Raw genomic sequence first — 19,727 nt, forward strand, 5'->3', positions numbered from 1 at the left:
CTTGAACAACAACTAGACAAATGAAAAACTTTATATCCATACTTCTTCCTATACTAATTACGTTCAATACGGAAGCCGGTGGTCCGGAAGAAGACGGTATCAAAAAAGATACGAAAGGATACGACTATATGAACACCGCACCCAAAGTTGGGTATGCTCCTTTTATCCAAGGCGTTGCAAAAGAGTCTTCTTTAGATTTAATCAAAGAGAGAAGAAAACACTTTATGCTTATTGATAGTGAAACGGATAATATTCTATTTCAGAACCTTGTTGAAGGAAAAGATTTTATTAGAGTTTATAAAGACCCAACCGACAACAAAGATTGTATTATTATTTGGAGGATTTTAAAAGAAGATAAGGATACTGGGAAAATTAGGTGGAAGAAATTTACTTATAAAAAGTTTGAGACAATTGGTTGGAGACCAGTTGATAACAGAACTACTAAGGTTAAAGCTTTTGATTAGTGCTGTTCTAAATTAAATCTTAATGCAGCACTCAACCAATATTCTAAATCATTATCCAAATCAAACCCTTCGGGAGTAACATAAATAAACCCTTTCATTGGCCTTCCTGTAAAGTCCATTGGAAGGGTTACCTCTTTTGTTATTTCTTTGGCATATTGCTCCTCACCTATCTTTGCCATTAAAAGTGAATCTTTATATTTTTTATCAATATGAATCCCACAACACATTTTACTGTTCACCATAAACACTAAACCTCCCATCATCTTCTTAGGGAAATAGTCAACATTTTGTTGTTGAAACCATCTATCAATACGTTCTCCTAGGTACTCATCAAATGCCATTTTAGTCAATTTATTTTTATAACAACCATATTATCAAATCTATACCTTTAATATAATTAAAATACTGATTAGTTAAATCGAAGTGATATATTTTGTATATTGCCTCAAAATATAAGTGTGACTTTTTAGATTATAAACTTTTTTTGACTATGCTACTTCATTACCAACGAAACTTTTTGTTAGGAGTGTTTCTACTCTCTCCGTTATTATTATTTGGTCAGAAGAAAAAATATTGCACAAAGGATTTCAAAAAAATGGAAGGTGATGTCATCATCAAATACAAAATGATATTTGAAGACGACATTAGTGAAATAAGTAAAAAAGATCCTCATTTTGTTGATGAACGTATCATATACTTCAATTCTTCAACATTAGTGAGCAAGTTATCCTACACAGATGTTAGAGCCCAGTATATGGAGAGGCTGACCTACATGGACTTCCTATCGGAAAAAACATATTACCTTAACTCTTATAGAAACAAAAATAAAGGAGATGGATTCTATGTAAGATTCAACGATCCTTATAAAAAAGCCGTTAGAGTAGAAGGTAATGAGAAATATATTGCCGGTTACGAATGTAAAAAATATGAGGTCATTGTACATGGAGAGAAAAAATACATGTATACTACTGAAGCGTTTGGCTTAAAATACACTCAAAATTATATTACAGAGGGTATTGAGTTTTGTATGGAACTCCCTCGCTATAGTAAAAAATATGGCCACTACAGATTGGTTGCAGACGAAGTAACATTTACAACTTTATCAAAAACAGTATACGATCTAGATTTCTACGATATCCTACCCAAAGAGGAATACATGATCGAAAGGAAAAGTATTAAAAACAAGAGTCTCATCGTTCAAAACCACGCCAACGAAAAGATTATCGGATCTAAAGCACCAACATTTAAAAGTACAACAATCGACCATACCACTGTTAACAGTAAAAGCTATAATGGTAAAGTAGTCGTTTACAACTTCTGGTCACTTAAAAACAAGGGTAGTGTACAAGAAGTGATGAAGCTAAATGAACTATATGAGAAATATAAGAACAACCCCAATGTAGTCTTCCTTAGTTTAGCATTAGATAAAGAAGTAGCATTACAAGAGTTTAATAACTTGTATAACTTCAAGTATCAGATCGTGGATAATGCTGGTGAGTATATCAATAAGTTTAAGGTATCGTTATATCCAACAAATGTGGTAGTTGATAAAAATGGAAATTATATTAATTATACAGTGGGCTATAAAAAAGATATAGTAGATCGATTATCATCCAGTATTGAGTTGGCACTACATCCGGAGAGCGTTAATAATGATATTACCAATCATAAGGTAAAACCAAAGGGAAATCAACTTTTAAAATAGATATAAAAAAAGCCGTTAAGAATAATACTTAACGGCTTTTTTTATGATTACCAGTTTCTAGAACTCTGCACTTTTTGGAGCTCTAGGGAATGGAATTACGTCTCTGATATTACCCATACCTGTTACAAACAATACGATACGCTCGAAACCAAGACCGAAGCCTGAGTGAGGTGCAGTACCGAATTTACGAAGCTCTAAGTACCACCAAAGTTCTTCTTGAGGCACTCCCATTTCGTTCATTCTTGTCAATAACTTATCATAGTCTTCCTCTCTTTGAGAACCACCAATGATTTCACCAATACCTGGGAACAATACGTCCATTGCTCTTACTGTTTTCCCGTCATCATTTTGCTTCATGTAGAATGATTTGATGTCTTTAGGATAATCAGTTAAGATTACTGGCTTTTTGAATTCTTTCTCAACTAAGTAACGCTCATGTTCAGATTGTAAATCGATACCCCACTCTACAGGATATTTGAATTTACCTTTCTTGAATGGCTTAGAACGTTTTAATACTTCAATTGCTTCAGTATAAGTTAAACGCTCAAATTCGTTGGCAGCAACAAAGTTTAATCTTTCTAATAGACCAAGCTCTGAACGCTCATTCTGAGGTTTAGTTTTTTGATCTTGAGCATAACGCTGATCTAAGAACTTAATATCGTCAGGACATTGCTCCATAGCGAAGTTGATCAAGTATTTGATCATTTCTTCTGCTAAGTCCATGTTGTCATCTAGATCGTAGAATGCCATCTCTGGTTCAATCATCCAGAATTCAGCTAAGTGGCGAGAAGTGTTTGAGTTCTCTGCTCTGAATGTAGGTCCAAATGTATAAACCTCACCCATAGACATTGCTCCAACTTCTGCTTCTAACTGACCAGATACTGATAAGTTTACAGCCTTACCGAAGAAATCTTCTTTGTAATCGATTTCGCCTTCCTCTGTTTTTGGTGGGTTCTTAAGATCGAAGTTTGTTACAGTAAACATTTCGCCAGCACCCTCTGCATCAGAACCAGTGATGATTGGTGTATGCATATAGATAAATCCTTTTTCGTTAAAGAATTTATGGATACCATATGCTAAAGCATTACGCACTCTATAAACAGCACTCATTGTTTGAGTTCTTGGACGTAAGTGAGCTTTTTCGCGCAAGAATTCTAAAGAGTGTTTTTTAGGTTGTAATGGATATTCATCAGGATCAGCATCACCTAAAATCTCTAATTCATCAACATGAATTTCGATTCTTTGACCTTTACCCTGTGATTCTACAACAGTACCAACAACTGAAATTGCAGCACTTGTAGTTAAACGTTTTAGTAGATCTTCGTCTGTATTTTCAAAATCTACCACCGCTTGCAAGTTATTGATAGTAGAACCATCATTCAATGCAATAAAACGATTGCTTCTAAATGTTCTTACCCATCCTTTTACATTAACTTTGGCACCTACTTCTCCGGATGCCAGCAAGTCTTTAATTTTAATTCTTTTCACTTGCGTGGTAGTTTAAATTTTCAACAATAAAAATGGCAAAAATCTTTGCCAATAAAAATGACCACAAATATATAAAGATTACTCAAGTTTAAGATGATTTCAAGGGATTTAATCCAGATCTGTGGTTAATATTTAATCTTTATAAAGTTATTTAAATTTAAATGATGATACATTGTCTACATTTTGGTCTATAAATTGATACTTTTCATTTAAAATTCATTCTAACACTGAAATATCATGACATTAAGAAACCTTCTTTTCCTTTCCCTACTTCTAAGTTTTGCCTCGTGTTCCAATGAGAAAAAAGCTTCTTCAGAAACTGAAGATTTTGAAGAAATTGATTTGGTTGAAGAAGACCTTAGTACTGTTGATTCAAAAAAATTACTTCTTGAAATAGATTCATTAAAGAATGCCGCTTTTGCATCTGAAAAAATGAAATTAAACTTCTCCAAACAGATTATTGAAGATTTAATTTTATCAGGCGTTGATCTGGATGCATCAAAAAGAAAAGCAGTAGAAGATGCAATTACACAAGCAAATGAAAAGCTTTACAATGATGCAACTTTAGGAGATAATGATAAAATGTTAGCATATGACCATAGCATTAATGATCTAATTTTTGCTTTGAAAGAATTAGAAGCCTCAGTAAATGGCTTTGAACAATACCCCCGCCCTGCCATGCTCATGGGTAGTATTAATGATGCGACATCACGAGACATTTTCACAAGAGGTTATTATAATGGAGCAGTCCAAAAGTGGAACCGTATGATTGTCGAGTATAACGATAAAGTAAAAAAAGAAAACCCTAACATAGAAATTATTGAAATCAGCTATTTCTATGGAGAGGAACCTATTTAATATATTGCCAACCTACTTATTTCAATGAGTAGGTTTATTTTTATACAATTATTTCATGACGTATTTTGAAATTTTTTATAGAATATACTTCAATCCAAAACTTATAAACAGACAACAATAGATACTGATGATTTTCCTGCTATTTTATATAAAAATAGAACCAGGAAACATGAGCAATAACCTAAAATTAAATCATCAGCATTTTGATAATCAACTGAAAAGAATCCAAGATACTATTGGTGGCACCCTATTAAATGAAAATCACTTGGCCGTAGATAATGACAACGTCACTGGCAACTTTTATTACCACACCAATGGCTATATGGATTTCGTCATAAACGATTTAAAAGTAAACCAGGACATTACCATTGAGTTCTTTCACCGAAATGACAAGGATTTCACCGCTCAATTCTTTGGAAACAACCTTCAATATCAAATTTCTGAAACAGAGTCTATTGAAATCTCTATTCCCAATGGCCTATTCATATTCAAAGACACTCAATCTATTGATATGAATTTCAAAAAAGGAGATATTGTACAGCAGGCTACTATATACTTTTCAAAAGATATTTTAAGAACTGAAACGATTGAGTACCTCAAGCAATTAGATAATTTTATATTTCATGAAGGAGATAGTAATCTACTAATGTGGAAGAAATCTATTTATGATACCGTTGTGATAGACCAGGACCTTAAGGAGGAGTGGTATGTATTAAAAATGACGGAATTGAATCTCTTATTTCAGAATCTTATCAGGAGAATCAATGCAAAGGAAGAAAAGAAAATATATACCGATTATGAATTAGACTGTGTATTTAAAATAAAAGATATTATCACTACAGATATAAAAAGTAAACCTGTTGTTTCTGAATTAGCACAAGAATACGGCATTAACTTAAATAAGCTTGAAAAAGTATTTAAACATCTATTCAAGGAAACTGTATACCAATTCTATAAAAAAGCACGTATTTATAAAGTTCAAGATGAAATAAAATCAACCAATAAAGCATTTACCGAAATTGCCTATGATTATGGATATACGGATGTAAACCATATGTCTAAAAACTTTAAGAAAACATTCGGTATTACACCAAGTCAATATAAAAGTGAGGGCTAAAAAAAATCGTTAGCAATACTTAGTATTACTAACGATGTATAGAATCCCGCAATAAATCTTATAAATTTTTCATCACAGGTAATAATACCTTCTCATTTCCATCAATATTATCAGGTACTTTTAGTGATAATATCTTTGCAATGGTTGGATACACATTCACATTTTCAAATGGTTCAATGGATACATTTTCTTTAAAGTGATCCCCTGCCGCATAAAATATGGCATGCATATTCTTGACTTTATAAGGATTGAAACCATGCATACCATTACTTACTCCACCTCTTAAATTTTTAAAAGTTTTTGGTGGAACTGCTTCACAGAAAATTGCGGGTATTCGTACACCTTTAGAATAATGTAACTGATTTGGAGCGGAATCTTTTTTATAAACAACAAAGCCTTTGTCCTCTTGTTTTTTTAGTTCCTGATACGTTTTCTCAATATCAGCTCCCTCTTTTGCATATAACAGGTATTGAACCCCTCCTCCATTTACACATTCAAAATCTTTGAAACGACCAAGGCTTTCTAAAATGATCGCATCATCTACAGCGACTTGTTCCATTCCATGGTCTGATACAATAATTAAATCTATAGGTTCTTTATACGACTTAACAATATCATATAATTGACCAATGACAGTATCTATATACTCTACTGCTTCTTTTGTTTCGTTTGCATCAGGCCCAAATACATGACCTTGAGTATCCACCAATGAAAAGTAAGTAGTAATTAATGTTGGGCGAATAGATTGATCCATATCCAACCACTTTTTAATCTGCTCTACCCTTTCTAAATAAGGTGTTGGCTTATTGTATTTATAATAATAAGTAGGCCGCATTCCTTCTACTCTGGCATCTGAAACTGGCCAGTAAAATGATGCTGCTTTTTGTCCTTGTTGTTCCGCTAAATTCCAAATTGGTGTTCCTTTAAACCACGAACCATCTTTTTTCCCAACACCAATGCTATAATGCTGATTACGCTCAGGGTCAAAGAAGTTATTATGAACTAAACCATTGTTTTGTGGGTACATACCTGTTGCAATAGCATAATGATTAGGAAAAGTTTTACTCGGATAGGATGGTATCATCGATTTCGCTTTTACACCCTCTTTGGCTATTCTATCTAGATTCGGAGTATTGTATTTATCTGCATAGTCAAATCTAAACCCATCAATAGATACCATAATAACGGTATTCTTTTTTTGATTCTGATATGATTGATCTTGACAACTAGAAAGAAATTGAATTGGTATTAAGACTAATAAGTATAATAGTTTTTTCATTCGGTAGTGTAATAATATTAGAGCACAAATCTAATAGATCAATATAAGATACGAATTAGTATTCAATTTCATTATGGAATTATTAATAATAAATTATTTTTAGGCTTGTCTAAATTTTTTCTTTAGCTTTGTATCAAATATTAATTAGTACACTATAAAAAATATAACTACAAGCCATGAAGGCATACATTACTATCATTTTACTTTTCTATACATCATTGTTAATAGCAGGAGATAAAATCAATATCAAAGGACATATCACTTCTGGTAAAGAACATATTCCTTTTGCTACTATCTCTGTAAATGATGGGGCATTTGGAACATCCGCTGATGATCACGGACATTTCCTTCTGTCTTTAGAGAAAGGGAAATCTTATCAAATCTTAGTTTCTGCTGTAGGTTACCAACCACAGGAACTAAACTTTACAGCAAAAAACAACCAGCAAGAAATCCACTTTAACTTAACGAAAGACTTACTTCAACTTAATGAGGTCGTCGTTTCTTCCAACAGAAGAGAACAAAGTAGAAAAGAAACCGCAGCAGTTGTCAATGTTGTGAGTCAAGAAATTTTCGTTGCATCCAGCTCTAAAGTTGTTGCTGATGGATTAAACTTCGTTTCTGGAGCCAGAGTTGAAAATACTTGTGGTAACTGTGGTGCAGCATCATTAAGGTTAAATGGACTAGAAGGGCCGTATACACAGATTCTTATGGACAGTAGACCAATGTTTAGTGGTTTAGTGAGTGTTTACGGATTAGAGCAGATTCCAGTATCTATGGTAGACCAAATCGAAGTTGTAAGAGGCGGTGGATCAGTATTATTCGGAGCTAATGCCATTGGTGGTACAGTAAATATCATTACTAAAGCCCCTCAATTTAACTCTTATGAAGTCGGCACTAACATGGGTACAATTGATGGAAAGTCAAATGACTACAATGCCTACTTCAACACATCAGTTATTTCAAAAAATGATAAAACGGGAGCATATATCTATGGTTCATACAGACACAGAGATGCTTGGAATGCTAACCCTAATGACATTTGGTACAAAGTAGATGATGATGGCAACGCTTATGGCGATCCATTAAAAGATGATTTTTCAGAACTACCTAGACTTAAAACGGCTTCTATTGGTACTAAGATCTACCATAGTTTTAACGACCAGAATAAATTAACTGCTGACTTACGTTATATTCATGAAGATCGTAGAGGTGGTAATAAACTTAATGAAGCTCCAGAAAAGACAGATATTACTGAATGGATCGATATGGGTATTGCCAGTGGTAGTGTTAACTATGACTGGTTCAGTAAAGATAAAAAGACTCACATCAATGCATATTCTAGCTTGCAATATGTACATAGAGATAGTTACTATGGTGCTAACCAAGCACAAGATGGATACGGCTTAACGACAGGAACCACTTATGTAGGAGGTGCTCAGATCAACCAAAACTTTGGAAAAATGTTCAACGCTGACTCTTACTTTGTAGCAGGTACTGAATACATTTATGACAATATTTTTGATAAAAAGTTAGGTTATAACGATAGAAACGATGGACAATATGTTCCAGATGCTCCGGTCTCAAATCAAGAATCTCAAACGGTAGCTGTATTTGCTCAAAATGAATGGAAAGGAAAAAAGCTTTCCGTTTTAATTGGAGCAAGAATGGATTATGTAATGATTCGAGACAATGAAAATCCTGACAACAATAAAGAAGTCCCTTCATTTAACCCAAGAGTGAATTTAAAATACAACATCACTCCTGATATGCAATTAAGAGGTGGATTTGCAACAGGTTTTAGAGCACCACAAATGTTCTCAGAAGACTTACATATTGAGGTTGCTGGTGGACAAGCTGTTAGAACAGTACTAGATCCAGATTTAAAACCAGAAACTTCATTATCATATAATTTAGCTTGGGATTACGAAACTCAAATTGGTTCAGTTCAGACCTATTTCTTATTGGAAGGTTTTCATACTAGAATCAAAGATAGATTTGACAACCAATACCAATACTTAGATGATGGTACTTTAATCAATTACAAAAGAAACTCCACTTCTGATGCAATTGTACAAGGTATTAACGCTGAATTAAAAGTGGCTCCTTCAGAAAAGTTGAATTTCCAAGGTGCATACACTATCCAAACAGCAGAATATGAAGAAGAAAATGGATGGGGTGATGAAGAAACATCTACATCAAAATATATTTTAAGAACGCCGAATCAGTATGGTTCATTAACATTAAACTATAAACCTGCTCAAAAATGGACTACATCTTTAACAGGAGTCTACACAGGCAGCATGCATGTACCATTATTACCTGGTGGTTTTATCAATGGTCAACCTGTTGAAAATGAAAGTTTAATCGAAACTGAGACCTTTTTCGACATGGGCATGAAGGTGTCTTATTTAACGAGATTATCAAAGAATGCAAACATTCAATTTGGTGCTGGAGTGAAAAATATTTTCAATCAAATGCAAGACCAATTTGTTAGTGGTGCTGATAGAGATGCTGCTTTCGTTTATGGTCCAATTACACCAAGAATGTATTTCATTGAAATAAAAATTGGCAATCTATTAAACTAAACCGTATTTCTCATTTCTACTATCAAGGTGTAGGTAGAGTGTTAGCGTAAGCTTTCTCTTTACTTACACCTTTTTCTTTTATCGGTATTCATCCAAAATTCTTCAGGTACATTTTCATCAGCATTGTAATATTCTTACCTAAAAAATACTCCCCTACATTTTCTCACTAGACAAATAATACGCATCAGAAATTAAATATTCCATACTTGAGTTTTCTTGAAAAAATAACTTTACATCCTATCATAACCACAATAAAACTCGATATAGTATGAAGAGATTTACTTCTTTATTTTTCAAAAAACAGATACTCCATCAGCTATCTATCTTGATGGGAGTATTCTTATTAACATCATGTCAAATGATAAATACAGAAAATGATATGGACCTAAAAAAGATTTCATTAAACAATCATTGGGAATTTAAACAAACAGACAAAAAGGAATGGCTTCCAGCTGAAGTTCCTGGAACGGTACACACCGATTTAATAAGCAATAATATCATTCTTGATCCATATTACCGACTAAATGAAAGAGACGTTCAGTGGGTTGATAAAGTAGATTGGGAGTATAAAACCAAATTCACCATAGACCAAAAAATATTTGAACATCAAAAAATTCAACTTCATTTTGATGGCGTAGATACTTATGGGGAGATCTATATCAATAATATATTGATTGGTTCGACAGATAATATGTTTAGAGAATGGGATTTTGATATTAAACCTCATATACACAAAGGCGAAAACACTCTGAAAGTAGTTTTATTATCTCCTATTGAAAATGGTATTAACGCCTTAAAAAAACATGGGTATGGGCTTCCAGCTATTAATGACCAATCTGTAATTGGTGAAGTAGGTAATCAACAAGTATCAATCTTTACTAGAAAAGCAGGATATCATTACGGTTGGGACTGGGGACCTCGATTGGTGACATCAGGAATTTGGAGAGATGTAAATATAGAATACTGGAACAATACTAAAATCGATAACATCTTTGTTCAGCAAAAAACGAGCTCAGATAAAGCGGCATTAAAAGTCTCCACTCAATTCTACAATCAAAGCGAGAACGAACTCACCATCCTTGCTAAATTAGATGGAGAAGTTATCAAAGAAAGTACAATTGCATCCAATTCATTAAGTAAGACTATTTCGTTTGATATCGAAAACCCTAAATTATGGTGGCCTGCAAACATTGGAACACCACACCTATATGAATTATCAATTGAGCTTTACGATGATAAGCAACTTATCGATGTCCATACAGAACGGATTGGTCTAAGAACAATTAAAATTGTTCAAAAAGAAGATGACAATGGGGAAGGGAAAAGCTTCTATTTTGAAGTTAACGGGCAGCCTATTTTTGCTAAAGGAGCGAATTATATTCCTAATGACATATTCCTTCCTAGAGTTTCAAAAGCGACTTACAAACATTTGATCCAATCTACCCTTGATGCCAATATGAATATGCTACGTGTTTGGGGTGGAGGTATCTATGAGAATGATTTATTCTATGAGTTATGTGATGAAAAAGGAATCTTAGTATGGCAAGACTTTATGTTTGCTTGCTCTATGTACCCCGGAGATGAGCAATTTATTAATAACGTTAGACAAGAGGCTGTTGATAACATCAAAAGACTTAGAAACCATGCGTCTATTGCATTATGGTGTGGTAATAATGAAATGGAAATGGCTTGGGCTCCCGGCAAAGATGACATGGGATGGGGTTGGAAACAACAGTATAGTAAAACTCAACAAAAAGAAATTTGGGGTGATTATGAAAAAGTATTTCATCAGCTTCTTCCAGAAGTAGTAGAGGAATATACAGACAATCAATTCTACTGGCGTTCTTCTCCAACTGGAGGTGATGATATAGTTGCTCATTACGAACATAAGTCTGGAGACATGCATTATTGGGGAGTATGGCATGGTGAACATCCATTTTCAGATTTCAGAAAGTATATTGGTCGTTTTATGAGTGAGTATGGCTTTCAATCGTTCCCTGAATTTAAATCAGTAAAGAAATATACAAAGCCTCAGGATTATGATATAGAATCTGAAGTAATGGCTTCACATCAAAGAAGTGGTATTGGAAACCTACGAATAAAAAAATACATGGAAGATCATTATCAAGTCCCTACAAACTTTGAAGATTTTCTATATGTAGGTCAATTGCTTCAAGCCGAAAGTATATATTCAGCGATTCAAGCACACCGAGAGAAAATGCCCTACTGCATGGGTTCATTGTATTGGCAACTGAATGATTGCTGGCCTGTCGCTTCGTGGTCTTCGATAGATTATTATGGAGAATGGAAAGCATTACAATATTTCGCAAGAGAAGCGAACAAAAATACGTCTTTGATTGTCAATTCAGATGATCATCAATTGGAAGTAAAAGTTGCATCGGATATCAATCTACAAGAACCTGTTTTACTTCAAATGGAACTACAGGATTTTGAAGGAAATTCTTTATGGAATCAATCGATACCTCTAAAAGATATAACAGCAAATAAAACATTAAAGGTGTTTGAGAGTAACCTATCGAAAATCATCTCAAAGAATGACTCTCAGAAACTGGTCTTTATTTCTTCACTTTCTTCAAAGAAGACTGAAATTATTGATAGAGATTTACATTACTTTGTGAATCAAAAAGAGTTACAACTCCCAAAACCAGAACTTGATATTAATTATACTGAAGATGATAATGACCTATATATCAGTATTTCAACAAATGCTTTAGTAAAAAATCTATTTATTGAGGTAGACCAAGAACAAATCAAGTTATCCGATAATTATTTTGATTTAATTAAAGGTGAACAAAAACAAATCACTATTACCTCTAGAAAAGGAGAAAAGATTGATCGAACAAAAATCAAGTTTAAACACCTTCAAGAAACAATGAAAAAGAAATCACTTTAAAATATAATTTTGATGACAAAGAGTACCTTTAATTAGGTACTCTTTTTTATACCTTTGAACGAATAAATTAAAGAACATTCTTATCGTTAAATATGAAAATTAAACTTTTAGCTATACTGATAACTACCTCTCTTCTATTTCAATGCACCAACAAAAAAGGAACTAGACAGATAATGCATCGAGAAAAGATGGAAACCTTGATCAATTTCTTTGATCGTAATGCTTGGGATCAGCAATTATCAACTTACTTCTCAGAGGTGGACAATCAAGGAAAGATAGTATCTGATAAAATCTTCACTGTAGCGAGCAGTCGTTTAATTTATGGGTTATCTTATGCATCACAATTTTCTCCTGAGCACCTCGATAGAGCAAAAAATGTAGCCGATTTCCAAATAGAAAAACTTATACAAAAAGAGAATGAGTATTATTCTCATTCATATATCACTAACGATTCTATTGAATCACAAAGCAAATTAGATGTATGGCAACAGGCCTATGGATTATGTGGCCTTTCAGAACTTTACCGACAAACTAAAGATCCTCATTTATTACATACGTTACATAAATTACATCAAGGGTTTATCACTAGGTTCCATGATCAAAAAGCAGGTGGTCTTTGGGGTGAATATTCTTTTAATACTAATGGTGTAAGCGGAAGTAAATCCTTGCAATCTTTAATGTATCCACTTACTGCATATATGATCAACTTATGGATGGCTGATCAAGAAAATAAAGAGCTCTACGAAAACCATATTTCTGAAAACTTGGGCCTTATATATCAAATTGGATGGAACGATAGTACCAATTGGGTGAATGTACAATTTAATGATGATTGGTCTATCAAAAGAAAAAATGATGGTTTCTTAAATTTCACAGTCACACCTGGGCATAATTTCCAGTTGGCAGCACTTCTATTAAGAAGTAAAGATTTTACTTTCCTGCCAGACACAACCAAGGAAAAATACAAAAAATTGGGTAAGAAGATTATTGATATCACATTACAAAAAGACATCTTCCATCATAATAATATTCAATATGGATTTTATTCTGAGGTGAATCCGAATACTTCATTAATTTTGGACGATAGAAAAACTTGGTGGCAACATGCCGAAGCAATTATTGCCTTATCACTTTATGAAGGAAAATATGAGAAAGAACAACAACTTCTTGAAGAGTACTTTTTCAATACCTTTAAAGATAAAAAATATGGTGGTGAATATTTCTATGTAACAAAAGAGGATCAACCTATTACATCAGAACTTAAAGGAAGTATTGGTAAATCTACCTATCATACTATAGAATTGATTAGAATATTAAATGAAAATAAATAATGACAAACATGAAAATGATGCAATTAAATGATGGGAATAAAATCCCTAGTCTTGGTTTTGGAACTTTCTTATCTAAAAATGATGAAGTAAAAGAGGCTGTATTAGCTGCTCTAAACGCTGGTTACAGACATATTGATACAGCTATGATCTACGAGAATGAAGAAGGCGTAGGTGAAGCTATTAAAGCGTCAGGCATCTCTAGAGAAGACCTTTTCATTACTACTAAATTATGGAATGAGGATATTAGAAATGGTAATATCGAAGAAGCGTTAAAAGCAAGTTTAAAAAGACTACAGCTAGATTACATAGATTTATATCTTATTCATTGGCCAGCTAAAGGGTATACTAAGGCTTGGGATGAAATGATAAAGCTACAAAAGTCTGGATTAATAAAATCCATTGGTGTATCTAACTTCAACCCACACCATTTACAAGACCTTGAAGCTTCGGGAGTAGTACCTGTCGTTAACCAGATTGAATGCCATCCTAAGCTTCAACAAAATGATTTAAAAACGTATTGTGAAGTAAGAAATATATTAGTACAAGCTTGGGGGCCTTTAATGCAAGCAGGTTTATTCAAAGATGAAACGCTAAATCAGATTGGTGAAAAATATGGTAAGTCATCAGCTCAAGTTATGCTAAGATGGCATTTACAAAGAGGAGTAAATGCTCTTCCTAAATCTGTAACACCATCTAGGATTGAAGCCAATTTTGATATCTTCGATTTCGAATTATCAGAAGATGACATGTTAAAAATTGCCGAAATGAACGAACACAAAAGAGTGGGTCCTGATCCCGAAACTTTTGATTTCTAAAAAATAACAAAGCCTTACTAAATATATTTAGTAAGGCTTTTATCTATATTGGATTTTAACGATTATACATCCTTTCCTCCATTGCAGCTATGTTTCCTGCTTTGTAATTGGCTTCATCTACCATTCCTCCTACAAGAAAGAGGTCAATTATCCAACCGATACCAAAAACTCCTCCTGTTAATAAGTAAACAATACCAGAAGTAGTTTTACCAAGATAAAAACGGTGAATTCCAAGTAAACCAAAGAAGAACCATAATAAATAGGCTACTATTGAAGATTTCATTTTCTAATGTTATTTAATTTTTGACACTTAATAATAATAACGTGTTTTACCGATCTTGGTTGCAAGAAAAGTAATGTTTCTACTTATAACTCTCTAAATCAAATAACAAAAAAAGGGCTAAACACCTAAGTGCTTAACCCTTCAAATATAACTAAACGTTAAATTAGTTCGTGTAGTCTGTTTCAGAACCTGAGAATACTGCTCTAGAATACTCTCTGTTCAATCTTGCAATGTGAGTGATAGAAATCTCCTTAGGACATACCGCCTCACAAGCTCCAGTGTTTGTACAAGCACCAAAACCTTCAGCATCATGTTGCTCTAACATTGCTAAAGCACGACGCTTACGTTCTGCATTACCTTGAGGTAATACTGCTAATTGAGATACTTTCGCTGCTGTAAACAACATTGCTGAAGCATTTTTACATGCTGCAACACAAGCACCACAACCAATACACTGAGCTGCATCCATAGCCTCATCAGCTACAGTTTTAGGAATTGCAATCTCGTTAGCGTCAGGTACACCACCAGTAGAAACTGTAACGTAACCACCTGCCTGTTGAATTCTATCAAAAGAAGTACGATCTACGATCAAATCTTTTAATACAGGGAATGCAGATGCTCTCCATGGTTCAACAACGATAGTTTCGCCATCCTTAAAAGTACGCATATGCAACTGACAAGTTGTAATACCGTGCTTAGGACCGTGAGGTTTACCATTGATATATAAAGAACACATACCACAGATACCTTCACGACAATCGTGATCAAAGTGAACTGGGTCGTTTCCTTTGTTTAATTCGTTCTCGTTAAGAACGTCTAACATTTCTAAAAATGACATATCAACTGATACGTCGTTAACTTCATATGACTCAAATTTGCCCGGCTTGTCTTGACCAGCCTGACGCCAAATTTTAAGTTTGATATTAATTGTTTTTCCTGCCATGATCTTCAAATTAAGTAGTTGTTTTTTCAACAACTTGTTCGTTGAATTGTTTCAGACAGGTAAGAGGTGATACCACCACTTACCCGATGATTAAATTACTTGTAAGAACGTTGAGTTAATTTCACGTTTTCGAACACTAAGTCCTCTTTCGTTAACTCAGGATCGTTTCCTTCACCTGCATAACCCCAAGCTGCTACATAAGAGAATTCTTCGTCTTTACGAAGTGCTTCACCTTCTTCAGTTTGAGATTCCTCACGGAAGTGACCTCCACAAGATTCTGAACGGTTATGAGCATCAATGATCATTAATTCACCAAGTTCTAAGAAATCCTCTAAACGTAGTGCTTTTTCTAATGTCATGTTCAATTCCTCATTTACACCGATTAATTTCAGGTCTTTTTGGAATTCCTTACGTAATTCTTGAATTAAGCCACGAGCTTTTTCTAAGCCCTCTTTATTACGTGACATACCACAGTATTCCCACATAATATGACCTAATTTTTTATGAAGATCATCAGGAGTTTGGTTACCCTTGATGCTTAATAATTTATCAACACGAGCTTGAGCAGCTTTTTCAGCTTCAGCAAACGCTGGATTAGACTTATCTACCGCTACACCTAATGGTAAAGTTGCGATGTAATCACCAATTGTGTAAGGGATTACGAAGTAACCATCAGCAAGACCTTGCATTAGAGCAGATGCACCTAAACGGTTTGCACCATGGTCTGAGAAGTTAGCCTCACCTAAAGCATATAAACCAGGAACGTTTGTCGATAAGTTGTAATCAACCCAAAGACCACCCATTGTATAGTGTACCGCTGGATAAATCATCATTGGTACTTCATATGGATTGTCGTCTGTGATTTGTTGGTACATATCGAATAAGTTACCATACTTAGCTTCGATTGTTTTCTTACCATCACGCTTAATCGCATCAGCAAAGTCAAGGAATACTGCTAAACCAGTAACACCTACACCTCTACCTTCATCACATACCATCTTAGCGTTACGAGAAGCTACGTCACGAGGTACTAAGTTACCAAATGATGGATATCTTCTCTCTAAGTAGTAATCTCTTTCCTCTTCAGGAAGTTTTACCGCATCAGCAGCAGCGATTTTTGCATGTTTCTCGTCTTTTGGCACCCAAACACGACCGTCGTTACGTAATGACTCTGACATCAACGTTAACTTCGATTGGTAGTCACCATGTACAGGAATACAAGTTGGGTGAATTTGCGTGAAACAAGGGTTAGCAAACTTAGCTCCTTTCTTGTATGCTCTCCAAGCTGCAGAACCATTCGATGCCATTGCGTTTGTAGATAAGAAGAATACGTTACCGTATCCACCAGTACAAAGCAATACAGCATGACCTGCATGAGAATCGATTTTACCTGTTACTAAATCACGAGTTACGATACCTTTAGCAGCTCCATCAATAGTAACAACATCTAACATCTCTTTACGAGTATGTAATTTCACTTTACCAGTGTTTACCATCTTAGATAAAGCAGAGTAAGCACCTAAAAGTAATTGTTGTCCTGTTTGACCACGAGCGTAGAATGTACGGGATACTTGAGCACCACCAAACGAACGGTTATCCAATAACCCACCGTAATCACGAGCGAATGGAACACCTTGAGCTACACATTGGTCAATGATTTCTCTAGACACTTCAGCTAAACGGTGTACGTTTGCTTCACGAGATCTATAGTCACCACCTTTAATAGTATCATAGAATAAACGGAAAACTGAGTCACCGTCATTTTGATAGTTTTTAGCAGCGTTGATACCACCTTGTGCAGCAATTGAGTGTGCACGACGTGGAGAATCTTGGAAACAGAATGCGTCTACATTGTATCCTAACTCTGCTAAAGTTGCTGCTGCAGAAGCACCAGCTAAACCTGTACCCACAACAATAATGTTGAATTTTCTTTTGTTAGCTGGGTTAACAAGCTTTACGTTGAATTTATGTTTTTCCCACTTTTCAGCCAATGGGCCTGCAGGGATTTTTGAATCTAATGACATTTCTATTCTTTCGTTTAATGTTAAATAAATTAACCTTGTAATGTTATGGTTTTAGAGATTAGTAACCTCTGATTAACATCACAACTGGAATAGCTCCAAATAATAATGGAACAATAATAGAGTACGCTTTTCCTAAGAAAGAAATGATTGGCGTGTATCTCTTGTTATTGATACCTAGTGTTTGGAATGCACTGGCAAAGCCATGCCATAAGTGATATGCTAATACAATCATTGCAATAACATATGCACCTACAATCATTGGGTTTTGGTATGATGTAGAAACTACAGAATATAAATCTTTAACGCCATCTTTATCTGGAGTAAGACCTTCTCCTAAATAACCATGCATTACTGCCCAATATTGGCTTAAGTGAACTACTAAGAACACAGCAATTACAGAACCTAATACACCCATGTACTTAGATACTGAAGAACCGTCCTTGTTAGTTACTTCATAAGATTGAGATCCTCTCGCTTTTTTGTTCTGAATCGTAAGAACTACAGCATAGAAGATGTGACCTACAAAGAATAGCTTAAATACATTCGCTAATAATTGTACCGCCGGATTAGAAGACATGAAATGTGCATACGCATTAAACGCCTCTTTATTTCCCATTAATAATGTCATGTTACCAGACACGTGTCCAGCTAAGAATAAGATGAGCAAGATACCTGAGAGAGACATCATAAATTTTCTCCCGATTGTACTACTCAATGACTTTTGCCAACTCATAAAAAATTAACGTTTAGATAAAATATTTGTTTGAGATAGTTCTCTGATTTATTTCATGACAAAATTATATCTCAACTAAACGAGATACAATAATCATGATCATGAGAAGCTTATTTTGAATTAATCTAAACAAGCGAAAATTCGCTTAGGCGGTTAACTATCATTTACATACTTATTCATTGATTTACAGAGATTTAAATAGTTAAAAATTTACACTTATCGCCTTATCAATAGGTTGTTCAAGAAAAATGTTTCCAAAAGAACATAACAAAAGTCATCTTTTTGAAAACGCTAAAAACAAAAAAACGCCTACAAAATTTTCATTTTTTGTAGGCGTTCATCTATCGGTTGCGTGTAATTAATCTAAATCACCTGACCAAACTGAATACTCAGTATAATTACTTAGATCTATTTCAGTAGAAAATATACCAAAAACTGTAGATCCCGAACCTGTCATACTTGCATACTCTGCTCCTTGCTTGTATAAGTCTGATTTGATCTTATCAATCACTGTATATTTCTTTAAAAGGCTATCTTCAAAATCATTTTTCACATGGTCTTTCCAATCTTCAATATTTCCTTCTAAAGTTGCTTTCAATTCAAAGTCTAGTGCTTTAGGAGATACTCCACTATAAGCTTCTTTTGTAGAGATATGAATATTTGGATTAACTAAAACGATTTTCTTTCCTTTTAAAGTCAAATCCAATTCATTGAAAACTTCACCTCGACCTGTTACATAAACAGGTTTATTTTTTATAAAAAAGGGACAATCACTCCCCATTTGAGCAGCATATTCTTCTAATTGCTCATCGGATAAACCAAGATTATTCATCTCATTCAACATTACCAATGCAAAAGCACCATCAGCTGAACCTCCTCCTAAACCAGCTCCAATAGGAATAATCTTATGGAGATGCATTTGTACCGGCGGAATATTAAAGTCTTTATTCAATAAATGGTAAGCCTGTAGACATAAGTTATGATCAGCATTACCTGGAATATCTATCCCAGTACTTTGAAAGGATAATTCTTCAGAGGGTATTATCTCAAGTATATCACTCCAGCCTACTGGGTAGAAACATGAAGCGATATCATGAAAACCATCTTGTCTTTTGGAAGTAATTGCTAATCCTATATTAATCTTAGCGTTAGGATATGAAATCATTATAGTTTGTTACTTGGTTATTT

The 19,727-nt window shown here is 34.2% G+C and carries 16 protein-coding genes; 8 read left to right on the forward strand and 8 right to left on the reverse strand.

Features of this window, described 5'->3' with window-relative positions; all coding sequences use genetic code 11:
- Positions 1–20 precede the first annotated feature (20 nt).
- Positions 21–464 carry a hypothetical protein gene (locus HGP29_RS06835; RefSeq protein WP_168881623.1) on the forward strand — a complete coding sequence of 148 codons (444 nt, stop codon included), beginning with the start codon at positions 21–23 and terminating at the stop codon, positions 462–464.
- On the opposite strand, the gene HGP29_RS06840 is transcribed toward HGP29_RS06835, so the two are convergent.
- Positions 461–805 carry a TfoX/Sxy family protein gene (locus HGP29_RS06840; RefSeq protein ID WP_168881624.1) on the reverse strand — a complete coding sequence of 115 codons (345 nt, stop codon included), beginning with the start codon at positions 803–805 and terminating at the stop codon, positions 461–463. The two genes, HGP29_RS06835 and HGP29_RS06840, sit on opposite strands and share 4 nt — an antisense overlap.
- A gap of 149 nt (positions 806–954) precedes the next feature.
- Here HGP29_RS06840 and HGP29_RS06845 point away from each other — a divergent pair, with 149 nt between their 5' ends.
- A complete protein-coding gene (locus tag HGP29_RS06845) occupies positions 955–2,169 on the forward strand; it encodes a TlpA family protein disulfide reductase (RefSeq protein WP_168881625.1) in 1,215 nt (404 codons plus the stop codon).
- Between the two features lie 57 nt (positions 2,170–2,226).
- Here HGP29_RS06845 and asnS read toward each other — a convergent pair whose 3' ends face one another.
- Entirely contained in the window at positions 2,227–3,657 is a 1,431-nt protein-coding gene (asnS, locus tag HGP29_RS06850; RefSeq protein WP_168881626.1) for an asparagine--tRNA ligase, read from the reverse strand.
- Between the two features lie 237 nt (positions 3,658–3,894).
- Between asnS and HGP29_RS06855 the strand changes: the two genes are divergently transcribed.
- The gene (locus tag HGP29_RS06855) at positions 3,895–4,515 is read left to right on the forward strand and encodes a hypothetical protein (protein ID WP_168881627.1); all 621 of its coding nucleotides are present in this window, start codon (positions 3,895–3,897) and stop codon (positions 4,513–4,515) included.
- A gap of 169 nt (positions 4,516–4,684) precedes the next feature.
- On the forward strand, positions 4,685–5,632 hold the full coding sequence (locus HGP29_RS06860; protein WP_168881628.1) for a helix-turn-helix transcriptional regulator: 948 nt from the start codon (positions 4,685–4,687) through the stop codon (positions 5,630–5,632).
- 58 nt (positions 5,633–5,690) lie between these two features.
- Here the strand turns inward: HGP29_RS06860 and HGP29_RS06865 are convergent, their stop codons facing one another.
- On the reverse strand, positions 5,691–6,911 hold the full coding sequence (locus HGP29_RS06865) for an alkaline phosphatase family protein (RefSeq protein WP_168881629.1): 1,221 nt from the start codon (positions 6,909–6,911) through the stop codon (positions 5,691–5,693).
- 176 nt (positions 6,912–7,087) lie between these two features.
- Here HGP29_RS06865 and HGP29_RS06870 point away from each other — a divergent pair, with 176 nt between their 5' ends.
- The 4 genes from HGP29_RS06870 to HGP29_RS06885 all read left to right on the forward strand — a co-directional run bounded on the left by HGP29_RS06870 (position 7,088) and on the right by HGP29_RS06885 (position 14,556).
- Positions 7,088–9,496, forward strand: a complete 2,409-nt coding sequence (locus HGP29_RS06870) for a TonB-dependent receptor (protein ID WP_168881630.1) — start codon at positions 7,088–7,090, stop codon at positions 9,494–9,496.
- A 358-nt stretch (positions 9,497–9,854) separates the two neighbouring features.
- Positions 9,855–12,410 carry a beta-mannosidase gene (locus HGP29_RS06875; RefSeq protein WP_211093223.1) on the forward strand — a complete coding sequence of 852 codons (2,556 nt, stop codon included), beginning with the start codon at positions 9,855–9,857 and terminating at the stop codon, positions 12,408–12,410.
- Between the two features lie 173 nt (positions 12,411–12,583).
- Complete coding sequence (locus HGP29_RS06880) at positions 12,584–13,741, forward strand: AGE family epimerase/isomerase (protein ID WP_168881632.1); 1,158 nt, start codon at positions 12,584–12,586, stop codon at positions 13,739–13,741.
- Positions 13,741–14,556, forward strand: a complete 816-nt coding sequence (locus HGP29_RS06885) for an aldo/keto reductase (protein ID WP_235958269.1) — start codon at positions 13,741–13,743, stop codon at positions 14,554–14,556. The genes HGP29_RS06880 and HGP29_RS06885 overlap by 1 nt, the downstream gene beginning before the upstream one ends.
- Positions 14,557–14,611: 55 nt before the next feature.
- Here the strand turns inward: HGP29_RS06885 and HGP29_RS06890 are convergent, their stop codons facing one another.
- The 5 genes from HGP29_RS06890 to ispE form a co-directional block, all read right to left on the reverse strand.
- On the reverse strand, positions 14,612–14,839 hold the full coding sequence (locus HGP29_RS06890; protein WP_168881633.1) for a TM2 domain-containing protein: 228 nt from the start codon (positions 14,837–14,839) through the stop codon (positions 14,612–14,614).
- Positions 14,840–15,002: 163 nt separating this feature from the next.
- Positions 15,003–15,767, reverse strand: a complete 765-nt coding sequence (locus HGP29_RS06895; RefSeq protein WP_281614731.1) for a succinate dehydrogenase/fumarate reductase iron-sulfur subunit — start codon at positions 15,765–15,767, stop codon at positions 15,003–15,005.
- A gap of 110 nt (positions 15,768–15,877) precedes the next feature.
- Positions 15,878–17,806 carry a fumarate reductase/succinate dehydrogenase flavoprotein subunit gene (locus tag HGP29_RS06900; RefSeq protein WP_168881635.1) on the reverse strand — a complete coding sequence of 643 codons (1,929 nt, stop codon included), beginning with the start codon at positions 17,804–17,806 and terminating at the stop codon, positions 15,878–15,880.
- Between the two features lie 58 nt (positions 17,807–17,864).
- Positions 17,865–18,539, reverse strand: a complete 675-nt coding sequence (locus HGP29_RS06905) for a succinate dehydrogenase cytochrome b subunit (protein WP_168881636.1) — start codon at positions 18,537–18,539, stop codon at positions 17,865–17,867.
- 358 nt (positions 18,540–18,897) lie between these two features.
- Complete coding sequence (ispE, locus tag HGP29_RS06910) at positions 18,898–19,704, reverse strand: 4-(cytidine 5'-diphospho)-2-C-methyl-D-erythritol kinase (protein WP_168881637.1); 807 nt, start codon at positions 19,702–19,704, stop codon at positions 18,898–18,900.
- Positions 19,705–19,727 lie beyond the last annotated feature (23 nt).

Origin of the sequence: Flammeovirga agarivorans (assembly GCF_012641475.1) — a bacterium.
Lineage (GTDB): Bacteria > Bacteroidota > Bacteroidia > Cytophagales > Flammeovirgaceae > Flammeovirga > Flammeovirga agarivorans.